Origin of the sequence: Rothia nasimurium (assembly GCF_049068285.1) — a bacterium.
GTDB lineage: Bacteria > Actinomycetota > Actinomycetes > Actinomycetales > Micrococcaceae > Rothia > Rothia nasimurium_I.
Genome location: NZ_JBLKPV010000001.1, coordinates 159,125 through 177,275, shown reverse-complemented (window position 1 = coordinate 177,275; position 18,151 = coordinate 159,125). Strand labels below are relative to the sequence as shown.

The window sequence follows — 18,151 nt, the reverse complement described above, 5'->3', positions numbered from 1 at the left end:
AATCATCATGCTACTGATAAGATGTGTACTGACTAAAAATCACTCATTTCAAGCACCAAAGGACACCCACCGATGGCAGAAGTAGAACAGACAATTAGCAGGTCCCGCACCGAGGAAGCGCATAGGAAGACACCTAAGCCCACCAAACTCTCCGATATGAGCGGGTCCAGCTGGAAATACATCTTCAAACGCTCCTTCAGCGAATTCACCAATGACGGTTGCACCGACCTGGCAGCAGCCCTTACCTACTTCACCGTCCTCTCCATCTTCCCGGGTCTGCTGGCTATGGTCTCCCTCCTGGGTGTCTTTGGCCAGGGCCAGCAGACCACCGACGCTATTTTGGGCTTCATGAAGGACTTTGCCCCGGAAGAAATGCTCTCCCTTCTCGAAGAGCCCATTACCCAGCTCACCAGCTCAAGCGCTGCAGGCTTCGCCCTGCTCACCGGTGTTGTCGGCGCCCTGTGGACTGCTTCCGGCTACGTCGGTGCTTTTGGCCGGGCCATGAATAAAATCTACGGGGTCGCTGAAGGCCGCCCTATCTGGAAGCTCCGCCCCTGGAACCTCATGGTCACTGCCCTCATGGTCTTGATTGCTGTGGCTATGATGTTGGTGCTCCTCTCCTCCCAGGACGTCCTCGTCACCATCCAAAATGCTATCCCTGCCCTTGACCTGGGTGGCTTTATCGGTATCTGGATGTGGCTGCGCTACCCCATCATGCTTGTTCTGGCGGTAGCCCTCATTAGCCTGCTCTACTTCGCCACCCCCAACGTCAAGCAGCCCTCCTTCCGCTTTTTGACCCCAGGTGCGGCTATCGCCCTGTTCGTCATGGCTATCGCTGGCCTGGGTTTCAGCTTCTACGTCTCGAATTTCGGCAGCTACAATGCAACCTACGGCCTCATCGGTGGCGTAATCGTTATGCTCCTCTTTATTTGGATCATGAACAATGTGCTCTTGCTCGGTGCCCAGATCGACGCTGAAATCCAGCGGGGCCGGGAGCTCCAGGCAGGCATCAAGGCTGAAGATGAAATCAAGCTGCCCCCGCGCGATGACACCATGGCCATTAAGGTTCAGAAGAAGAAGGACGACCTGGTGGAAGAAGGCCGGAAGATCCGCCTGCAGCACCACGGCATGGACTTCCAGCAGCTGGCCAAAGACCAGGAGAAGAACAAGTAAGCTCCTAGGCTAGAGGTCAAATGGGCCCCGGTTACCTGATGAAGGAGCAGGGGCCCTACTCTTTTAAGTATGAGCAGCTTATCCCTCACTGTTGAGTTTCTACCGGCCCCTGACGTGGGTCAGGACGCCCCCGCCCGGCTTTTGGAGGGCCAGCAGGTGGTGCTGGTGCATGGGTTAGCGGCAACGGCCGCTGTCACCTGGGAGCAGACCCGGTGGGTCCGGGATCTGCACCGGGCAGGTGCCCACCTGCACCTGGTGACCCTTCCCCTGCATGACTTCACTCCGGTTGGCCCCGGTAGGGTCACGAGACTACCGGTAGCTTCTCAGCTGACGAGAGGAATTGGACTGGTGCCAGCTATCGCTGACAGCTTGGCTGAATATCTTCAGGAGGTCGGGCACCCCGTTCACCTGCTGGGCTACTCCCTGGGGGCCCACCTGGTCTGGCAGTTGACAGCAAACAGCCCCCGGAGCGTCCTCAGCCTGACTGTAGGGGGTATGCCCCTCACCCTGCACACCACCGACATCCACCAGGCCCTGGCCAACCACCAGGAAGATCTGCTCCCGCCAGACCTGGCAGCCGTCCTCACCCACTCTTCCATGAGCAGACAAGCTCTCCTGGATTTCACCTCCTATCGGCTCTACCCGCCCACCGGTCTCCAGGATCTGCCCAGCCCCCTGCCGGGCCACCCCGTCCTGGCCTTTGCCGGAACCAAAGACAGGATCGCAGCTGATCTCTCCGACCTAGCGGCCCTGCTGCCAGCCGGGCAGACCCAGCTTCTAGGCCTCGAGGGCCGCACCCACATCAGCTGCCTGACCAGCGGATCTTTACGTTCTCGCACCATCGATTTTCTAGCCGCAAGCACAGGGCGTAAGAGCTAGCGGGAGCCAGCTTGATTCGGTAGCGTAGACCACAAGGGTTTTTTCGACCTGCACACAGACCAGCCCGGCACCCCGGGCACCACAACAAGGAGATCCATGCACAAGGTTCAAGCCGTCGTATCCAAGGCACAGGGCGCCCCCGTTGAAGTAGTCACTATCAACGTCCCCAGCCCCCTCAAGGGCGAAGCCCTGGTCAAGGTCCTGACCTGCGGCGTCTGCCAGACCGACCACCACTACGTTGAAGGCGGAGTCGGCAACGACTACCCCTACCTGCTGGGCCACGAATCAGCCGGTATCGTTGAAGAAGTCGGCGAAGGGGTAACCAACGTAGCTCCCGGTGACCTCGTAATCCTCAACTGGCGAGCCGTCTGCGGCGAATGCCGGGCCTGCAAGAAGGGCAAGCCCCAGTACTGCTTTGCCACCCACAACGCCACCCAGAAGATGACCCTGGAGGACGGCACCGAACTCACCCCCGCCCTGGGTATCGGCTCCTTCGCCGAAAAGACCCTGGTGGCAGCAGGCCAGTGCACCAAGATTGAGGCTGAGCTGACCGAAGACCAGTACGCCGCCATTGGCCTACTGGGTTGCGGTGTGACCGCCGGCCTGGGCGCTGTGCTCAACACCGGTGAGGTAGCCCGCGGTGAGTCCGTCGCTGTCATCGGCTGCGGTGGTGTCGGCACCGCCGCTATCGCAGGCGCCAAGCTGGGCGGGGCAACCACCATCATTGCCGTAGACATTGACGACGAAAAGCTAGCCCGTGCCAAGGAACACGGGGCCACCCACGTCATCAATTCCAAGAACCAGGACCCGGTCGCAGCCATTAAGGAACTCACCGAAGGCTTCGGCGCCGACCTGGTCATCGACGCCGTTGGTATCGCTCCCACCTTCAAGCAGGCCTTCGAAGCCCGCGACCTGGCAGGCCGTGTCGTCCTGGTGGGTGTGCCTGCCCCCGGAACCACCTGGGAAGCTCCCCTGGACGAGGTCTTCGGCCGGGGTGGCTCTATCAAGTCGGCCTGGTACGGTGATACCCTGCCCTCCCGGGACTTCCCCATGTTCGTCCAGCACTACAAGCTCGGCAACCTGAACCTGGACGGCTTCGTGACCGAACGTATTAGCCTGCACCAGGTCAATGAAGCCTTTGAAACCATGAAGACCGGTAAAGTTCTGCGCTCGGTCGTAGAACTCTAAGGAGAAAACACATGTCAGAACGCATTGAACGGGTTGTCACCTCCGGCACCTTCTCCCTGGACGGCGGCACCTGGGAGGTCGATAACAACGTCTGGATTATTGGCAACGACAGTTCCGTGATCATTATCGACCCCGCCCACGACGTCGACATGATCTCAGCCAAGGTAGCTGGCCGCACCGTCGAGAAAATCCTGCTGACCCACGCCCACGACGACCATATCCGCTCCGCCAAGGAAGCTGCCGACCGCTTTGACGCCCCGGTCTACCTGAACCCGGCCGACCGGCCCCTCTGGGAAATGGTTTACCCCTCCTGGGACTTCGATGCAGACCTCACCGACGGTGCCACTATCACTATCGGCTCCACCGAGCTTAAGGTGCTGGCCACCCCCGGCCACTCCCCCGGCTCCGTCTGCTTCTATGCCCCCTCCCTCTCCTGGGAAAACAGTGAGGGCGTGGTCTTTTCCGGTGATACCCTCTTCCAGGGCGGCCCCGGGGCAACTGGCCGCTCCTTCTCCAGCTTCGAGACCATTATTGAGTCTATCTCCACCCGCCTGCTGACCCTGCCCGAGTCAACGGCTGTTCTCACCGGCCACGGGGACTCAACCGGCATTGGCCTAGAAGCCCCTGAGCTGGAGAACTGGATCAAGCGCGGCCACTAGCCCCACCTCCGTCCAGCTTTCCCTAAAGGTTTAAGAGCCGATCCTCGAACCGACCTACAAGAGGGAGCGCTTAGGTGAAAGCTGGGCTGATGAAGGCTCAAATGGTTGTGATACCCGCAATGATGTACTAGCTCGTGATCTGACTGACCTCACCTTGGATGAAGACGGTTGCCAAGTGCTAGCCGGAGTCCTCCAAGACCCCTATACGGATACCAACATCGCTTTGCGCCATTGAGGTTCAGTCATTGATGGTATTCGACTTGCAACTCCTCGACCTGGTGGTGAATAAAGTTATGGGAAAGGAAAGAATGCCTGCGGGACAGACTAAGAAACAGAAGGTTTTTTCGATAATAGGACTCTGTGTAGCTCTTCTTATTTTTGGTGGGTATCCTTTGTTTAACTGGTACAACACGACACACCCAGTGAGCCGTGAATGTACTATCGAATCAGCTGAAGTTTCCAGCAGCCGTAGTGGCACCGGTGGGATCGCTACCTCCAGTACCAAACTCAAAATCCATACTTCAGACTGTGGAACCGTCTATATCTCGAGTGTCGCAGACCCTGGGTACCGTGCCTCTTGGCAAGAGATGGCAGATGAAGTAAATAAGTATCAAGGTCAGAAAATGACCTTGCTCTTTGAACCTATTCAGCTACCTGCTGAGGGGGATCGGGTAGAAGGATTAGGTTTTGTTTTATAGGGTGTTGTCTTAATGAGTAGAAAAACAAGCATATTTTATACCGGTGCAGTAAATGAAAAAGGAAATAGAAAGCCCAGAAAGTGGATTTCTATTTGCCTGTTGAGCATTGTGTTCCTTAGTGTTTCATCTATGATTGGCGTTCCGTTGTATAACGCATATAGCCAAAAGAATCCTATCGATAAGACGTGCACTATCATTTCTGCGGAAGTCTTCAATAATCGCAGTGGCACTGGCGGGTTATCAACTTCCAGCACTGAGTTGAAGATTCGTACGCAGGAGTGCGGAACTGTCTACGTGTCGAAAGTTTTGTCTCCTTCTCCTGCTGGGTCTTGGGATGAGATGGCTGCTGAGTTGGATGGGTATCGGGGGCAGCAGGTTACGCTGGTGTTCCCGCCCTTTCAGCTACCGGCCGAGGGAGATTACGCACTGGGGTACGGGTATGCGGTGCCTCCCCAGGAAGAAGAGATGAAGACTAATGCTTTGAAGGGTGGCGTCAAGTCTGCTGTGAGCGGTGGTTCTGGGATGGTGAGTTCTGGTGCTGCTGATAGTATTCGGGTGGCGACACCTAGGCAGGTAGGGGAGTAATGATGCAAAAGAGTAAGGGTGGTTCGCAGGCGGGTTCTCGTCGGGGACTTATTTTGTCGATTATTTTCATCATTTTGGGTTTGTTGACCTTTGTGGGTATTCCGTTGGGGGAAAAGTACCGGCAGGCTAATGCTGTGGATCAGCAGTGCACCATTGTCTCTGCTGAGGTTTCAAGTAGTCGTAGTGGTACTGGTGGTCGATCAACTTCCAGCACTAAATTGAAGATTCGTACACAGGAGTGCGGAACTGTCTATGTGTCGAAAGTATTGTCTCCCTCTCCTGCTGGGTCTTGGGATGAGATGGCCGCTGAGTTGGATGGGTATCGGGGGCGGCAGGTTGTGTTGGTGTTTCCTCCTTTTCAGTTGCCTGCTGAGGGGGATGCTGTGGATGGGTATGGGTATCGTTTGTAGGTTTGTGATGTGCCAGGTGTGCTAATAGAGTGAAAGATGGTAGCGTATGAAAAACAACAATGAAGAAAATAATCAGCTCGTAAAGCAGGAAACTAATCATAGACCTGGCGGTAAATTGTTCACTTTTATTCTTGTTGGGTTTTTGATTATTACAGGCGGGTATTATCTAATCAATTTAAACTTCGATCGCCCGATTGATTGCACGGTCATCAGTGCTACTGGAAGTAACGGAGGCGGTGGCGTGAAAACCTCGGCTTCAACCCCAAGTGTGACCGTTGAGACACAAGAGTGTGGAACTATTGTTTTTGTACGAATGTACAACGATGGTTTTGATAGAGCGCAGGATCTAGCCGATGAATTGAATAAGAAAAAGAACGAGAGAGTTCGTTTTTATGTTGGTCCAATCCGCTTGTTCACATGGCCCTATGAGGCGAAAGCTGCTGATCTCGAAGGGCATCCCATCAGATAGTGAATTGGTGGAAAATGCTATAATAAATGAGAGTGCTAAGAGGAATGAAAGTGAACGAGACATCAAAGATAAACGACTCAGATGTTGAAGAATCCCCGGTGGGTACTGGCAGGGCTAAGACTCTTCAGGGGAGGATTTTTGCTGGTTTTCTTTTCTTATTGCTTGTTGGGCCTATGGTATTTAGTATCACTTCACTATTATTTGCCACCCCCTTCAACAAAATCTTCAACTACGAAAAAGAATGCACTATTTCAGGGGCAGCTGCGGGCTCATCTGGTTCCAAGTCCTACTCTAGTAGTTATTATATTTATGTTAAAAGCCCTGACTGCGAGGGCATGAGATATTACGGCCCCTCAATGGACTGAACCATGACGAAGTTGCTGATCGTATTGATCTTTTAGAGGGTCAGACGGTGACAATGGATGTTGGTTATTGGCAATTCCCTTTTTCAGATACTGACATTGTTGGTATTGAGGGGCTAGACCTTAGTCAATAGCTTCCAGTCTCTTACCTTTAAGCCTGGTAGTAAAGCCGTGCCCTTATATTCGTATGAGGGCACGGCTTTCATCATTTCGCATCACTTTTATATTCCAGCTACAAGGAGGAACACCACATGACCAATCCCAAAACGGCCCTAATCGAACACATCTGTACCCTACTGACGTGCGACACCAGTGACCCCAATACCCGCAGGACTATTGCATTAGCTCACCACAGGGATCTAAGGCAGACCCTCCAACGCACCCCAGTTTCCGCTCCCACCCCGCACCAGGTGGCAAATCATCAAAGACGCCAAGCTAGTAAAAACCCAGACCAGCTCAAAGCCCTCCGAAACCTCTACAAGGAGCTAGGCCCCGAGGGACTGGCAAAAGCTGCTAAAACTATCAGCAACTTGAACACCCAAGAACGTACCCAATTCCTCACCACCAACCCCGACAAAACACCCAGCGGCTCCGGTACCTACACGGTACCGGAGCCGCTTCTGTTGCCACCATGAAAGCCTACAGCAGGCTCAGGCGCTCCTCGTAGGCCCGGCGCCAGCGGAAGCCGTATAAATGGCCGAAGCAGAAATAAATCACGGCAGCCAAAATAGGTACCAAAAGGGCAACCTGGTAGTTGTAGAGGCCACTGAGGTCAGCGGCCCAGACGAAGCCCACAGCAATCCCGCCCAGGGAGCTGGCCTGAAGGGTTGCGAGCGCCAAATCCAGGTTGTGGCGGGCAGTGAGGCTGGCAGTAATGGAGTCCATGGTGACCAGGCAGATCCCGTAGGCCAGTCCCATGCCGATGAGGGCCGGGATCATGCCCAAGGTGGAAACGGGTAGGGAGAGCATCATGGATGTGATGGTCAGGAAGATTCCGCTGATGATCCAGGCGCTCCAGCCGAACATGGGAAGGCGTTCGAAGATGACGAAGAGGGCGGCAGCTACGGCTGATACGCCGAGGAGGGCGATGAGGAAGCCGGTGACTTCCATCTGGTCGGTTGAGATGGTGAAGGAGACGATGGAGGCCTGGGTTGCTCCGAGGGATAGGCCGAGGAAGACGCTGCCTACTTGGGGGATCCAGATGAGGCTTCGGTTGCCGCCGCGGAGGGGCTTGCGGGGGTTGTCGGAGACGACGCGGGTTTCGATGGGGAGGTTTTCTGGCCGCCACAGGAGCATGAGGAGGCCTAGGACGTTGATGAGGATGACCGCAAAGAGGGTGAATTGGGCGGTGAGGGCAAGGGTGGTGATGCCTGCGAGGGCTGCGCCTGCGGGTATCGCCGTGACGTCAAACATGGTTTCGAGTGAGATGCTGGCGTTGAGTTTTCGGCGGTCTTTGGTGGCTTGGTATTCGGCTGACCAGTAGCTTCGCATGACGGTGCCTAAGGGCACGGTGGTGAGGCCTGAGAGGGCGCAGGCGACGAGGAACCTGGGGATTGAGCCGTCGGTGCTTTCGCTAAATCTTAGGGATTCGAGCATGAGCCAGAGCAGGGCCAGGATGTTGAGCAGGGTGATGGTGAAGAAAATCCTGCGTTGGCCCCAGCGGTCTGAGATGGAGCGGTAGACCGGGATCATGAGGGCAGCTCCGAGGCCGACGGTTCCTGCTGCGTAGCCTCCGAGGGTGGCTTCGCGGTTTTGGTCTGAGAGCATCATCATGACAGCTAGCATGACCATGGCGGTGGGCAGGCGCATGAGTAGGGAGAAGATGAGGAAGTGCCAGCCGTGGGCCAGCAGGATGCCCTGGATGCGGGTGCGGGCGTACTTGGCCGATACGCTCAGGCGGCCGACCCCGTCCTTCATGCTGCTGCCGAGGGTTTCGGCTGGTTCTGTGGTGCGTTTGCGGTATCGGCGGTAGCCGATGCCGGCAAGGGGCGAGTTGCTCCGGTTGCGGGGGTTCCGATGGGGGCTCACAGGGCTCCTTGCTCAGTGACCAGGTGGGATCCTTGCGGGGAGGTGGCCAGCTGGATGTGTTTGGTGATGCGGTTTTTCATTTCGGCGACGTGGGAGATGAGGCCGATGACGCGGCCTCCTTCGCGCAGGTCGTCGATGGTGGCCATGACTTCTTCCAGGGTTTCGTCGTCGAGGGAGCCGAATCCTTCGTCGACGAAAAGGGTATCGATGTCGATTCCGCCGTTTGCTGCTTGGACGACGTCGGCTAGGCCGAGGGCGAGGGCAAGGGAGGCCATGAAGGTCTCTCCCCCGGAGAGGGAGTCGGGTTTGCGGGCGGCGTTGTGCCAGGCGTCGAAGACGTTGAGGCCGAGGCCTGATTTGCGGGTGCGGCCGTCGGATTCGTCGGTGTGTTCTAGGCGGTAGCGGCCGTGGGTCATGCGTTGGAGGTGGTCGCTGGCGGCTTCGGCTACTTCTGAGAGTTGGAAGGCAAGGACGTAGGTGGAGAGGGTCATGCGGAGGCGGTTGTCGTGGCTCAGGCCGTTGGCTACGTCTGCCAGTTGCTTTTTGAGGTGGGCGTCTTCGATAAGTTTTTGGTTGTGGCTGATAGAGCGGGCGAGGTCGGCCCTGGCGTCGAGGAGTTCCTCGCTGAGGGTGGTGAGGCGGGTGGAGGTGGTCATGAGCCGGTCGCGCTCTTGGCGAGCTTCTGTCAGCTGGTGGCTCAGCTGGTCGAGGTCAGCCTGGTTGGGGGCTGTGCGGCCGGTCTGCTGGAGCTTTCTGATCTGCTTCATGCTGTCGTTGCCCAGGAGGGCTTGGACGCTCAGGGTTTGGTTACGGTGCTCTGTGACGCTTGCCTCGTAGGTGGCGGCTGTTGCCGGGGGGAGGAGGGCGGCAGTTGCTTCTGCTGTATCCGAGAAGGGAGATTCTTTCAGGGCTTGGTGCAGTTCTTGCTGGGTGCTGGTTGCCTGCTCCTGGTATCTTCCGTGCTCTGTCTGGGCGGTGAGAATCTGGTTCAGGTGGCTGGTGATGTGTTGTAGTCTGCTGGCCCGTTGGTTGAAGGGCAGCTGCTGCCGGTGGGGTGCTAGGGCTTCTTCCAGAGTTGTCATGGTTGAAGAGTGGGTTTCTAGCTGGCTTTGGCTGGTAATGATGGCCTGCTGGCAGTCGGTGACGTTGGCGGTTGCCTTCTGCAGTTTAGTCTCGGTTTCCTGCAGACGGACGGCCAGGGCCTTTCGCTGGGCAAGGGCCGTTTGGGCTTTTGCTAGTTTGGCTTCGGCAGCCTGGTGGGCGGAGGCGGCAGCGTCCGGTTCCGGGGCGCCGTTGTCGATGAGCTGGGCCAGGGCCCCGCTTGCTGTTGCGTGCTCGGCCAGGGCTCTGGTGGCTTGTTCTTCTGCAGCTGCCCGGGCTGTAGCGGCTGTCTCTAGCTCGATGTCGGTAACAGCCCGGCCGTTTTCGGTGGCGGGGTTGGGGTGGTTTTCTGATCCGCAGACGGCACAGGGCTGCCCGGGGGTGAGGGCTAGGGCTAGGGTGTGGGCAGCGTTTTCAAAGCGTTGCCTTTGCAGGGTTTCGTATTCATGCGCTACCTGACGGCGTTTCGCTTCGGCAGAGCTTGCTGCGGCAGCTGTGGCTTCTGTTTTCTTGCGGGCCTGGGTGAGTTTCTTGGCTTGGGCTAGAGCCTGTTGGGCAGCTGCCAGGTCTGCCTGGGCGGTTTCGTAATGGACGGGGGCAAGGTCGACCTCTTCATAGGCGGCTCGATCTGCTGCCATGCTCTCTTCGAGGTTTTTCTGGGTTTCAAGGGCAGCTGTTAGCTTGTGCTGGGCCTGGGCGAGGTGGGTGCGGGCGACCTCGTACTTTTGGGCGGTATCAGCCCGTAAGAGCTCATCCCGGTGGAAGTTGGCTAGGGCTTGGATTGTTTCCTCAGCCTGCCTGCTAAAGTCCAGAAGGACGTCCTCTGTTAGCTCCCGGTGGACCAGGCCGCTGGCTTGGGTGAGCAGGTCGGTTTCTAGGGCGGGGCCGCTCAGCAGCTCCTGGGCTGCCCGGATGGAGTCAGCAGCCTGGTTTCGGGCCAGTTCGGCCCGCTGGTGGGCTTCGGCCAGGGCAGTTTCGGCGCGGCGGGCTGCCGTCATGAAAGGGCCCACCAGCTCTGCTGCCCGGTGGCGGGACAGGGCATGGTTGTGCTGGTCTATGGTTGGTTTCTGGTTGTGAAGCTCTTCCTGGAGGGTGGTGAGCCGGTTGTATTCCTGCCAGTGGTCTATTTCTTGGGCGAGGTTCTTCTTGCGGTCTGCCAGATCTTCGAGCAGGGCCGTCTTCTCGGCCAGGGCCCCTTCAAGGTTGTTGCGGAGTTCTTCGATGTCAGCGCTGCAGGTAGCAGCTAGGGCCAGGAGGCTAGTAGGTTCTGAGGTTGGCGCTTCCTGTTCTAGTGCCTCATGGTCAGCCAGGTCTTTGATACCTAAGAGGTCCCTAGCCTGCTCGATAGCTGTACTGGCAAGGGCTCGTTGGACCCTGTTCATGTCAGCATCACGTTTGACGGTGGCCTGGGAAGCAGCGTCCTGGGCTTTTCTGGCGTGGTCTTTCAGGGTCTCTTCGATACGCTGGTAGTCTTCAGCCCCGAAAAGCTGGCGTAGCAGTTTCTCCCGGTCAGCCGATGTCGCCGTCAGAAACTGTTGGAACTGGCCCTGGGGCAAGAGCATGACCTGGTTGAATTGGGCTGCGGTCAAGCCCATTTTCTCCAGTATGAAGGTTGCGGCCTCATCAATCCGGGTAATGGCCGGGTCAGGTGTGGATTCTCCGGTCACCCGGTCCAGGGTCTGAATCAGGACTTTGGCGTTTTCCTTTTGCAGCCCCGAGTTCTTTCGCTTGCCTGGCCTCACATACTCAGGGTTACGGACGATCCTGTAGCGCTTACCTGCGATCGTGCAGACCAGCTCTACTTCAGGCTTCTGGGAGGGGTCGGCAAAGCGGGATTTGAGGTCCTTCCGGCCGGAGGCGGTGGAGCCGTAGAGGGCAAAACAGATGGCATCCAGAATGGATGATTTTCCGGATCCTGTAGGCCCATTGAGTAGGAAGATACCCTCTCGGTTGAGGTCATCGAAATCGATGCTGACGGTGCCGGCGAAGGGGCCGTAGGCGGTGAGGGTGAGGTGGTGCAGTCTCATGCTGAGGCTCCTGTGAGGCGTACTTCTTCAAGGATTGAGCGGAGGAAAGTTTTTTCCTCTTCGTTCAGGGCCCGATCCCGCACATGGGTGAAGAAGGAGTCGCAGATAGCTTCTGGGCTTTGGGCCGTAGATGTACGCCGGTAGCTGTGGGTAGGCCGGTCTGCTACCCCAACTGGTTCGAAGTAGAGTTCGTGGACGTTATCGTAGGCAGCTCGTAGCTGTTCAAGGGCTTGGGCAGGACGTTCGGGGTCGGTTAGGGTGATGCTCAGGAAAGCGTTGCGGTAGCGGTCCTGATAATCCTCTGACAGGATTTCTGCCAGGGGGCCTCGCAGGGTGGCCAGGGCTAGGTGGTTCTTCCAGTGGTATTCGGTGGTGTCGGCCTTACCCTGGGCGTCCAGGTCAATAATCCAGGCCCCCTTGCGGTGGTTTTTCTCGCTAAAGGAATAGGCTAGGAGGGATCCTGAATACCGCACTGACTCGGTGATTTTCTGTTTGCCATGCAGGTGGCCAAGGGCGGTGTAGGTTGCCCGACTGAAAATGGAGGCCGGGGCGCTGATAGCCCCGCCGACGCTGATGTCCCGTTCAGAGTCTGAGCCCTCCCCGCCGGTGGCAAAGCAATGGGAGAGCACAACGGTAGCAGCATAGTCCTGCCCCTGGGCGTTCTCTTGGATCCGGTGCATGGCTTCGGTTAGGACGGCCGTGTGGCTGGCCTCAGTCCCCCACAGCTCGGCTGTGGGGCGCGGCTCTAGGTAGGGAATACCGTAGAAGCCGACGCGGGCCCCGTCCTTCTCTATCTCAATCGGGGTGCCTACCTGCTCAGGGGAGGTCACCAGGTGCAGGCCGGAGGCGGCCAGCATAGATGAGCCAAAGCCCAGGCGCACCGCCGAGTCGTGGTTGCCGCTGATTGCAATAACCTGGGTTCCAAGAGCAGTGAGCCGGGTGAAGACGGAATCGAGCAGGCGCACAGTCTCTGGCCGGGGCTGGGCCTGGTCATAGACGTCACCGCTGACCAGTACCACATCTATTTTTTCTGTGGTGACAAGGTCAATCAGTTCATCGAGCACCCGCCCGGCAAGGTCGTGCAGGGAAGTGCCGTGAAAGGTGCGGCCCAGGTGCCAATCAGAGGTGTGCAAGATACGCATAAGCCCAGTCTAATAGGGCAGGTGGCGGCAGGGTTTTAGAATAGGGGGTATGAGCCCAGTTTTTCCCGCCCCCAATGCCCTCTCCCCGACCTACCGGGCCGCCCTGCGCGGCTGCCTCTACGGCACAGCCCTCGGGGACGCCCTGGGCTACCCGGTTGAGACCCTCACCCGGGCCCAGATGTTTGAGACTTTCGGTTGCGACTCCCCCCAGGAGCTGATTGCGGCCCTGGCCAGCCAACCCCTAAAAATTTCTGACGATACCCAGCTGACCCTGGCAACCTTAGACGGCCTGACCGAAGTACTGGAGTGGAACAATGAGGGACAAGCTGCCGACGAGCTGGCCTGCATCTGGTTAGCATACCTGCGCTGGTACACCGGCACCGGCCACCCGGCCCCTGAAACAGCGCCCTTCTCCCTCCCCCGCCCGCTCGATAGTCTAGAAGTGATGCGTCAGCAGCGGGGCCCCGGCAAAGCGACCCTAGCGGCCCTAGCTGAGGGGGAAATGCAGTTCATCTCTAAGAACGTGAACCCTGAAGCACTCGGCACAGGGGCCCTCATGCGCTCTGCCCCCTTCGGCTACCTACCGGTAGAGGACGACGCAACCGTCATTAAGCTATCAGCCCACGCAGCAGCCCTCACCCACGGCCACCCCGAGGCGATCATTTCTGCCAGTGCCTACGCCCTGCTGATCCGGTACCTGCTCGGTTCCCACGAGACTACCCTGGCCAGCCCCCTTCGCACCGCCGTGGAGCAGGTTCTAATCTGGTTAGCCGGGGTCAAAGATTCCCAGGCCTTACCCGGCACCGGTGAACTCACCGCTGAAGCCCTGAGGAATGCCCTGCAAATCTCAGAAACCAAGGCCCCTGCGTCCGAGGCCCAGATTCACTTCGGAAACCTGGTGCTTGCCCCCGACTGCCTTGGGTATGCCCTCTACCTGGCCCTAACCGCAGAAACAAATCTAGAGGCCGGGGCGGATACGTCCGCCCCCGATCTTTTGATGAGCGCCCTGGCTGATGCTCTTGCCGTCGACGGCGACTCAGATTCCATCGCTGCCCTGGTAGGCTCCATGCTCGGGGCTCTGGGGACTGAGGCGGTTCTCCCCCAGGCCCTGTTGACCCACCTCGATGCCCAAGATGCCCTGGACCTCGTTGAAGCGGCCTGGTTCAAGCAGCTGGGACTCTAATCCAGGATCTCCTCCCGGTGGTCCAGGTACCATTCGTCGGCCCGTTCAATGGCCAGGCGTTCGATAGCCCCGCCCATTCCATTGCGCATGGTGTAGGCCAGAGACTGCAGGGGCAGCAGGCGGGCAACAATTTTAGCCCGGTTCAGCTGCTCGTCGGTCAGGGCCTTGGCCAGGGAATCCCAGCCGTAGTAGTTACCAAGAGAAGCATGGTCAATGGCAGGATCCCCAACGGAAGCATGGTCCCAGTCAATGACGCCGACGATTTTGTCGCCGTTCCACAAGATATTGTGGCCAGCTAAATCCCCGTGAACCAGGCAGGGCTCAACCGGTTCCAGGGCAAGGACGCGGTCCACCGCGGCCAGGGCAACTTTTTGGGCGTTGCGAAGCAGCAGCGGAATCACCTGAGATTTGAGGTAGTCATCCCAGTTTTCCCGGCCGCCCCAGTGTTCGTGAACCATATCGAGGTAGGGCCCATAACCACCGTAGTCAATATCGTGAATCGCTTTGAGGAGGCTGGCTAGCTGTTTGGGAGGGGCAGCCCCCTGCAGGCGGGGTTCGCCCTTAATCCAGGTGAGGCCCACTGCCGTGTACCCGTTTCTGGTAATGACCCGGGTGATAGGGCGGGGCACTTCAAAGGGCAGGTTATAGGGCAGACGGCGCAGGATTTCGGTCCGGCGGGCCACCAGGTGCCCGGTCTTCTGGGTTTTGGCGACGCGCACACTGAGCTCAGCCCCCATATTGACGATCAGGTGGGCGCTCCCGGTCGTCCGAATGTCCCAGCGGTCCTGGGGAATGCTCAGGCCGGCCTGGTCCATCACGGCTGTCACGACCGGAAGGGCCTTCATCTGTTCCAGTTGTGCAAGGTGCGCTGCCATAGGGTACCTTCTGTGCGGGTGCGAATGCTACGGGTTAGTTTTCGAGGGCTGCCTTGAGGTGGGGCAGGAGCTTAGCCAGGGCTTTGGCCCGGTGGCTGATAGCATTTTTCACCTCTGCAGGCACCTGGGCGCAGGACAGACCAGCGTACTCCCCGGTGAAGCCGGAGGCAAGGAGGATAGGGTCGTAACCGAACCCGGCCTCTCCCCTCGGTTCGGTGGCCAGGGTACCGGGTAGCTCTCCGTGCTCAACAGCGCTAACCCCTGCCGGGGTTGCCATAGAGGCTGCACAGACAAACTTGGCGCCGCGGTGTTCAGCTGGAATATCCGAGAGCTGGGCCAGCAGGAGGTTGAGGTTGGCGGCGTCGTCCCCGTGGCGCCCAGCCCAGCGTGCGCTGAAAATACCGGGGGCCCCGTGGAGGACGTCCACGGCCAGACCGGAGTCATCAGCCACAGCAATCAGGCCGGTGGCTTCTGCCACGGCCCGGGCTTTGAGGAGGGAGTTTTCCGCGAAGGTAAGGCCGGTTTCTACCACGTCAGGGGCACCTGCGGTCGCTGCGTCGATAACCTCGGTATCGACGTCCAACCCCTCAATAGCCCCGCGCAAAAGTTCACGAAATTCGCGCAGTTTACCCTGGTTATGGGTGGCAAGAACGATCTTGACAGGCATTAGTTCTCCAGGGCTTCTTTCTGAATCTGGGCCAGCTGGGCTGTGCCGTGCAGGGCCAAATCGAGCAGGGAGTTCAGTTCGTCGCGGTCAAAGGGGGCGCCTTCGGCGGTACCCTGGACCTCAACGAACTTACCCTCGCCGGTGACAACGACGTTCATGTCAGTTTCAGCGCGGACGTCCTCTTCGTAGGGCAGATCCAGCATGGGGGTGCCGTCAATAATACCCACCGAGATAGCGGCAACAGAACCGGTCAAAGGCTGGGACTTGGCGGGGATAATTCCCTCTTTCTTGGCCCAGGCAATGGAGTCAGCAAGAGCAATATAGGCCCCGGTAATCGCTGCGGTACGGGTGCCACCGTCAGCCTGTAGGACGTCGCAGTCCAAAACGATGGTATTTTCACCAAGCTCAGCGGTGTCAATGACAGCTCGCAGGGAGCGGCCGATCAGGCGGGAAATCTCGTGGGTGCGGCCCCCGATTTTGCCCTTGACGGATTCGCGGGAGTTGCGGGTGTTGGTGGCGCGGGGAAGCATGGCGTATTCGGCAGTGACCCAGCCGGTTCCCTGGCCCTTGAGCCAGCGGGGGACGCCTTCGGTGAAGGAGGCGGTGCAGAGCACCCGGGTATTTCCGAACTCGATCAGGGCTGAGCCCTCTGCATTCTTCGCCCAGCCGCGGGTCACTGTAATGGGGCGGAGCTGGTCGGGGGTGCGGCCGTCGGCGCGAGTAGTTGCCATACTGTGTGTCATACCTATCAGATTAGTGGGTTGAGGGGTTTAGACGGGGTAGAAACTGCAGCCTTACCCTCGTGTTGCGGGTATGGGCTGAGGAGCTAGTGGGGGTGGCGGGAGATGACGTTGAGGGTTGTGGTCATGGGATTTGCCGCATACTCTTCGGGCGAGCGCCGGGGGTTGACCCGGTAGGTGGCGGAGGCCTCTGCTACCGAGATAGGCCCTGAGAAGACTTCTTGGGCTTCGGCCAGGGCAACAGCCGGGTCGTTCCAGATGGGCAGGTGGGTGAGCAAGAGGTTCCTAACGCCTGCTTCAGCGGCTGCCTCACCGGCCCGCTTTCCGGTCAGGTGGATCCCGCGCAGGGCGTCGTCGCGGCCCTCCTGATAGGCAGCTTCACAGAGGAAGAGGTCAGCATCGCGGGCAGCTTCAATCAGGCCGATGCAGGAGTCGGTGTCCCCCGAGTAGGTGAGCACGGTTCTACCTTCGCTGGTTTCGCATTCAATCCGCAGGGCATAGGGTTCAACAGTGGGGTGGACGACAACGTGGGGGGTGACGGTAAAGGGGCCAATTTTGACTTCTGAATGGTTAGACCACTCGTGAAATTCAAACTCGGTGTGCATACCGGGCTCTAGGGGCAGACCGTGAGTGTTGACGAGGTACTGGTGGATGTCACTGGGCCCGTAGAGCGGAATGGGGCCTTTTGGCCAGCCGTTAGGGTTCCATTTGACCGCAACGTGCAGGCCGGAGAGATCTATGCAGTGGTCAGGGTGCAGGTGGGAGATGAGGATCGCGTCAATGTCTTCTAGGTTAATGTGGGTCTGCAAGGTGCCCAGGGCGCCGTTGCCCATATCGACAATAATCCGCCAGGTCTTTCCAAGGTCGTCGATGGTCGAGACCATGTAGCAGCTAGCTGCTGCGTTGGGTCCGGGGAAGGAGCCGGTACAGCCTATGACTGTCAGTTGCATGGGTCGAATCCTTTAGTGTGTGTTCGAGGGGGAATAAGAATTAGTGTGGGGTGGTGATAGTGACCTGGGGTTTGATGAGTTCTGGGGGAATAATGGCCAGGGAGCCGGTCGGGAATCGTTCAGCCACAGAATCAGTGTGGCGGACGGTAGCGACCTCCGGGCCCAAGAAGCGGCGGGCTAGATTTTCAAAAAGTTCTGTTTCCCCAGTAGCCAGGAATTCGTGGGAGGGCGGCAGGGTTGCAGGACGTTCCAAACCAGCTTTGAGCAGGGCCTTGTAGACGTCCTTGGCTGACTCTTCGGAGGAGGAGACTAGGGTAACGTCGTCGCCCATGATGTAGGAAATAACGCCGGTAAGCAAAGGGTAGTGGGTGCAGCCGAGCACCAGGGTGTCAACGCCGGCTTCTTTAAGGGGGGCCAGGTAGGCTTCGGCAGTTTCAAGAAGTTCAGGGCCTGAGGTAATCCCCTTCTCCACGAATTCAACGAAACGCGGGCAGGCAACCGAGTGGATTTCCAGGTCGCTCATCACCGCAAAAGTATCTTCGTAGGCGTGGGAGGTCACGGTCGCTTCGGTTGCAATGACACCGATTTTTCGGTTGCGGGTAGCGGCAACAGCCCGGCGGGCAGCTGGCTGGATCACCTCAACCACCTGGATCCCGTACTTGCGGGTATAGCGCTCGCGGGCGTCCCGCAACACGGCAGCCGAGGCGGTGTTGCAGGCAATGACCAGGAGTTTAACCCCGGAGTCCACCAGCTCGTCCATGATCCGCAGGGCGTGGGCTCTTACCTGGGCAATCGTGAGGGGCCCGTAGGGGCCGTGGGCGGTGTCGCCGACGTAGATGATTGATTCGTGGGGTAGCTGGTCCATGATGGCGCGGGCTACGGTGAGCCCTCCAACCCCGGAGTCGAAAACACCGATGGGAGCGCTGGCTGTGGGTTCGGCAAGCACCTGGGACCCCCAGGGGGTAACGAGGGTGGGGTTCATTTCACTCATGGTAGACCTGACACTAGCTAACAT

18 protein-coding genes are annotated in these 18,151 nt (G+C 58.5%); 10 read left to right on the top strand and 8 right to left on the bottom strand.

Annotation, left to right across the window (positions count from 1 at the left end):
* Positions 1-72: 72 nt before the first annotated feature.
* The 9 genes from ACMXX3_RS00775 to ACMXX3_RS00735 all read left to right on the top strand — a co-directional run bounded on the left by ACMXX3_RS00775 (position 73) and on the right by ACMXX3_RS00735 (position 6,426).
* Positions 73-1,173: a YihY/virulence factor BrkB family protein gene (locus ACMXX3_RS00775; protein WP_421082917.1), complete on the top strand. Its 1,101-nt coding sequence runs from the start codon at positions 73-75 to the stop codon at positions 1,171-1,173.
* 69 nt (positions 1,174-1,242) lie between these two features.
* Positions 1,243-2,052 (top strand): alpha/beta fold hydrolase, encoded by an 810-nt coding sequence (locus tag ACMXX3_RS00770; RefSeq protein ID WP_421082916.1) that lies wholly within the window; start codon positions 1,243-1,245, stop codon positions 2,050-2,052.
* Positions 2,053-2,148: 96 nt separating this feature from the next.
* Complete coding sequence (locus ACMXX3_RS00765) at positions 2,149-3,240, top strand: S-(hydroxymethyl)mycothiol dehydrogenase (protein WP_421082915.1); 1,092 nt, start codon at positions 2,149-2,151, stop codon at positions 3,238-3,240.
* Positions 3,241-3,251: 11 nt separating this feature from the next.
* Positions 3,252-3,899: an MBL fold metallo-hydrolase gene (locus ACMXX3_RS00760; RefSeq protein WP_421082914.1), complete on the top strand. Its 648-nt coding sequence runs from the start codon at positions 3,252-3,254 to the stop codon at positions 3,897-3,899.
* A 260-nt stretch (positions 3,900-4,159) separates the two neighbouring features.
* A complete protein-coding gene (locus tag ACMXX3_RS00755) occupies positions 4,160-4,597 on the top strand; it encodes a hypothetical protein (protein ID WP_421082913.1) in 438 nt (145 codons plus the stop codon).
* Positions 4,598-4,609: 12 nt separating this feature from the next.
* On the top strand, positions 4,610-5,182 hold the full coding sequence (locus ACMXX3_RS00750) for a hypothetical protein (protein WP_421082912.1): 573 nt from the start codon (positions 4,610-4,612) through the stop codon (positions 5,180-5,182).
* Positions 5,182-5,592 carry a hypothetical protein gene (locus ACMXX3_RS00745; protein WP_421082911.1) on the top strand — a complete coding sequence of 137 codons (411 nt, stop codon included), beginning with the start codon at positions 5,182-5,184 and terminating at the stop codon, positions 5,590-5,592. Before ACMXX3_RS00750 ends, ACMXX3_RS00745 begins: the two co-directional genes overlap by 1 nt.
* 46 nt (positions 5,593-5,638) lie before the next feature.
* Positions 5,639-6,061, top strand: a complete 423-nt coding sequence (locus ACMXX3_RS00740; protein ID WP_421082910.1) for a hypothetical protein — start codon at positions 5,639-5,641, stop codon at positions 6,059-6,061.
* A 50-nt stretch (positions 6,062-6,111) separates the two neighbouring features.
* Positions 6,112-6,426: a hypothetical protein gene (locus ACMXX3_RS00735; protein ID WP_421082909.1), complete on the top strand. Its 315-nt coding sequence runs from the start codon at positions 6,112-6,114 to the stop codon at positions 6,424-6,426.
* Between the two features lie 636 nt (positions 6,427-7,062).
* On the opposite strand, the gene ACMXX3_RS00730 is transcribed toward ACMXX3_RS00735, so the two are convergent.
* The 3 genes from ACMXX3_RS00730 to ACMXX3_RS00720 are packed head-to-tail and all read right to left on the bottom strand — an operon-like array spanning position 7,063 to position 12,721.
* Positions 7,063-8,451: an MFS transporter gene (locus ACMXX3_RS00730; protein WP_421082908.1), complete on the bottom strand. Its 1,389-nt coding sequence runs from the start codon at positions 8,449-8,451 to the stop codon at positions 7,063-7,065.
* Positions 8,448-11,579, bottom strand: a complete 3,132-nt coding sequence (locus ACMXX3_RS00725; protein WP_421082907.1) for an AAA family ATPase — start codon at positions 11,577-11,579, stop codon at positions 8,448-8,450. The genes ACMXX3_RS00730 and ACMXX3_RS00725 overlap by 4 nt, the downstream gene beginning before the upstream one ends.
* On the bottom strand, positions 11,576-12,721 hold the full coding sequence (locus tag ACMXX3_RS00720; protein WP_421082906.1) for an exonuclease SbcCD subunit D: 1,146 nt from the start codon (positions 12,719-12,721) through the stop codon (positions 11,576-11,578). The genes ACMXX3_RS00725 and ACMXX3_RS00720 overlap by 4 nt, the downstream gene beginning before the upstream one ends.
* Before the next feature lie 49 nt (positions 12,722-12,770).
* On the opposite strand from ACMXX3_RS00720, the gene ACMXX3_RS00715 reads away from it, so the two are divergent.
* Entirely contained in the window at positions 12,771-13,904 is a 1,134-nt protein-coding gene (locus ACMXX3_RS00715; protein WP_421082905.1) for an ADP-ribosylglycohydrolase family protein, read from the top strand.
* On the opposite strand, the gene ACMXX3_RS00710 is transcribed toward ACMXX3_RS00715, so the two are convergent.
* The 5 genes from ACMXX3_RS00710 to murI form a co-directional block, all read right to left on the bottom strand.
* Positions 13,901-14,779 (bottom strand): phosphotransferase family protein, encoded by an 879-nt coding sequence (locus ACMXX3_RS00710; protein ID WP_421082904.1) that lies wholly within the window; start codon positions 14,777-14,779, stop codon positions 13,901-13,903. The two genes, ACMXX3_RS00715 and ACMXX3_RS00710, sit on opposite strands and share 4 nt — an antisense overlap.
* Before the next feature lie 34 nt (positions 14,780-14,813).
* Positions 14,814-15,446, bottom strand: a complete 633-nt coding sequence (gene rdgB, locus ACMXX3_RS00705; RefSeq protein ID WP_421082903.1) for an RdgB/HAM1 family non-canonical purine NTP pyrophosphatase — start codon at positions 15,444-15,446, stop codon at positions 14,814-14,816.
* Complete coding sequence (gene rph, locus ACMXX3_RS00700; protein WP_421082902.1) at positions 15,446-16,177, bottom strand: ribonuclease PH; 732 nt, start codon at positions 16,175-16,177, stop codon at positions 15,446-15,448. Before rph ends, rdgB begins: the two co-directional genes overlap by 1 nt.
* Before the next feature lie 95 nt (positions 16,178-16,272).
* The gene (locus tag ACMXX3_RS00695; RefSeq protein ID WP_421082901.1) at positions 16,273-17,136 is read right to left on the bottom strand and encodes an MBL fold metallo-hydrolase; all 864 of its coding nucleotides are present in this window, start codon (positions 17,134-17,136) and stop codon (positions 16,273-16,275) included.
* Positions 17,137-17,176: 40 nt separating this feature from the next.
* Positions 17,177-18,118: a glutamate racemase gene (gene murI / locus ACMXX3_RS00690; protein WP_421083135.1), complete on the bottom strand. Its 942-nt coding sequence runs from the start codon at positions 18,116-18,118 to the stop codon at positions 17,177-17,179.
* Positions 18,119-18,151 lie beyond the last annotated feature (33 nt).

Bases quoted from the DNA above. Each gene is read 5' to 3' on its own strand.
- ACMXX3_RS00775 (WP_421082917.1), top strand. From the start codon at position 73: ATGGCAGAAGTAGAACAGACAATTAGCAGGTCCCGCACCGAGGAAGCG.
- ACMXX3_RS00770 (WP_421082916.1), top strand. From the start codon at position 1,243: ATGAGCAGCTTATCCCTCACTGTTGAGTTTCTACCGGCCCCTGACGTG.
- ACMXX3_RS00765 (WP_421082915.1), top strand. From the start codon at position 2,149: ATGCACAAGGTTCAAGCCGTCGTATCCAAGGCACAGGGCGCCCCCGTT.
- ACMXX3_RS00760 (WP_421082914.1), top strand. From the start codon at position 3,252: ATGTCAGAACGCATTGAACGGGTTGTCACCTCCGGCACCTTCTCCCTG.
- ACMXX3_RS00750 (WP_421082912.1), top strand. From the start codon at position 4,610: ATGAGTAGAAAAACAAGCATATTTTATACCGGTGCAGTAAATGAAAAA.
- ACMXX3_RS00745 (WP_421082911.1), top strand. From the start codon at position 5,182: ATGATGCAAAAGAGTAAGGGTGGTTCGCAGGCGGGTTCTCGTCGGGGA.
- ACMXX3_RS00740 (WP_421082910.1), top strand. From the start codon at position 5,639: ATGAAAAACAACAATGAAGAAAATAATCAGCTCGTAAAGCAGGAAACT.
- ACMXX3_RS00725 (WP_421082907.1), bottom strand. From the start codon at position 11,579: ATGAGACTGCACCACCTCACCCTCACCGCCTACGGCCCCTTCGCCGGC.
- ACMXX3_RS00720 (WP_421082906.1), bottom strand. From the start codon at position 12,721: ATGCGTATCTTGCACACCTCTGATTGGCACCTGGGCCGCACCTTTCAC.
- ACMXX3_RS00715 (WP_421082905.1), top strand. From the start codon at position 12,771: ATGAGCCCAGTTTTTCCCGCCCCCAATGCCCTCTCCCCGACCTACCGG.
- ACMXX3_RS00710 (WP_421082904.1), bottom strand. From the start codon at position 14,779: ATGGCAGCGCACCTTGCACAACTGGAACAGATGAAGGCCCTTCCGGTC.
- rdgB (WP_421082903.1), bottom strand. From the start codon at position 15,446: ATGCCTGTCAAGATCGTTCTTGCCACCCATAACCAGGGTAAACTGCGC.
- rph (WP_421082902.1), bottom strand. From the start codon at position 16,177: ATGGCAACTACTCGCGCCGACGGCCGCACCCCCGACCAGCTCCGCCCC.
- ACMXX3_RS00695 (WP_421082901.1), bottom strand. From the start codon at position 17,136: ATGCAACTGACAGTCATAGGCTGTACCGGCTCCTTCCCCGGACCCAAC.
- murI (WP_421083135.1), bottom strand. From the start codon at position 18,118: ATGAACCCCACCCTCGTTACCCCCTGGGGGTCCCAGGTGCTTGCCGAA.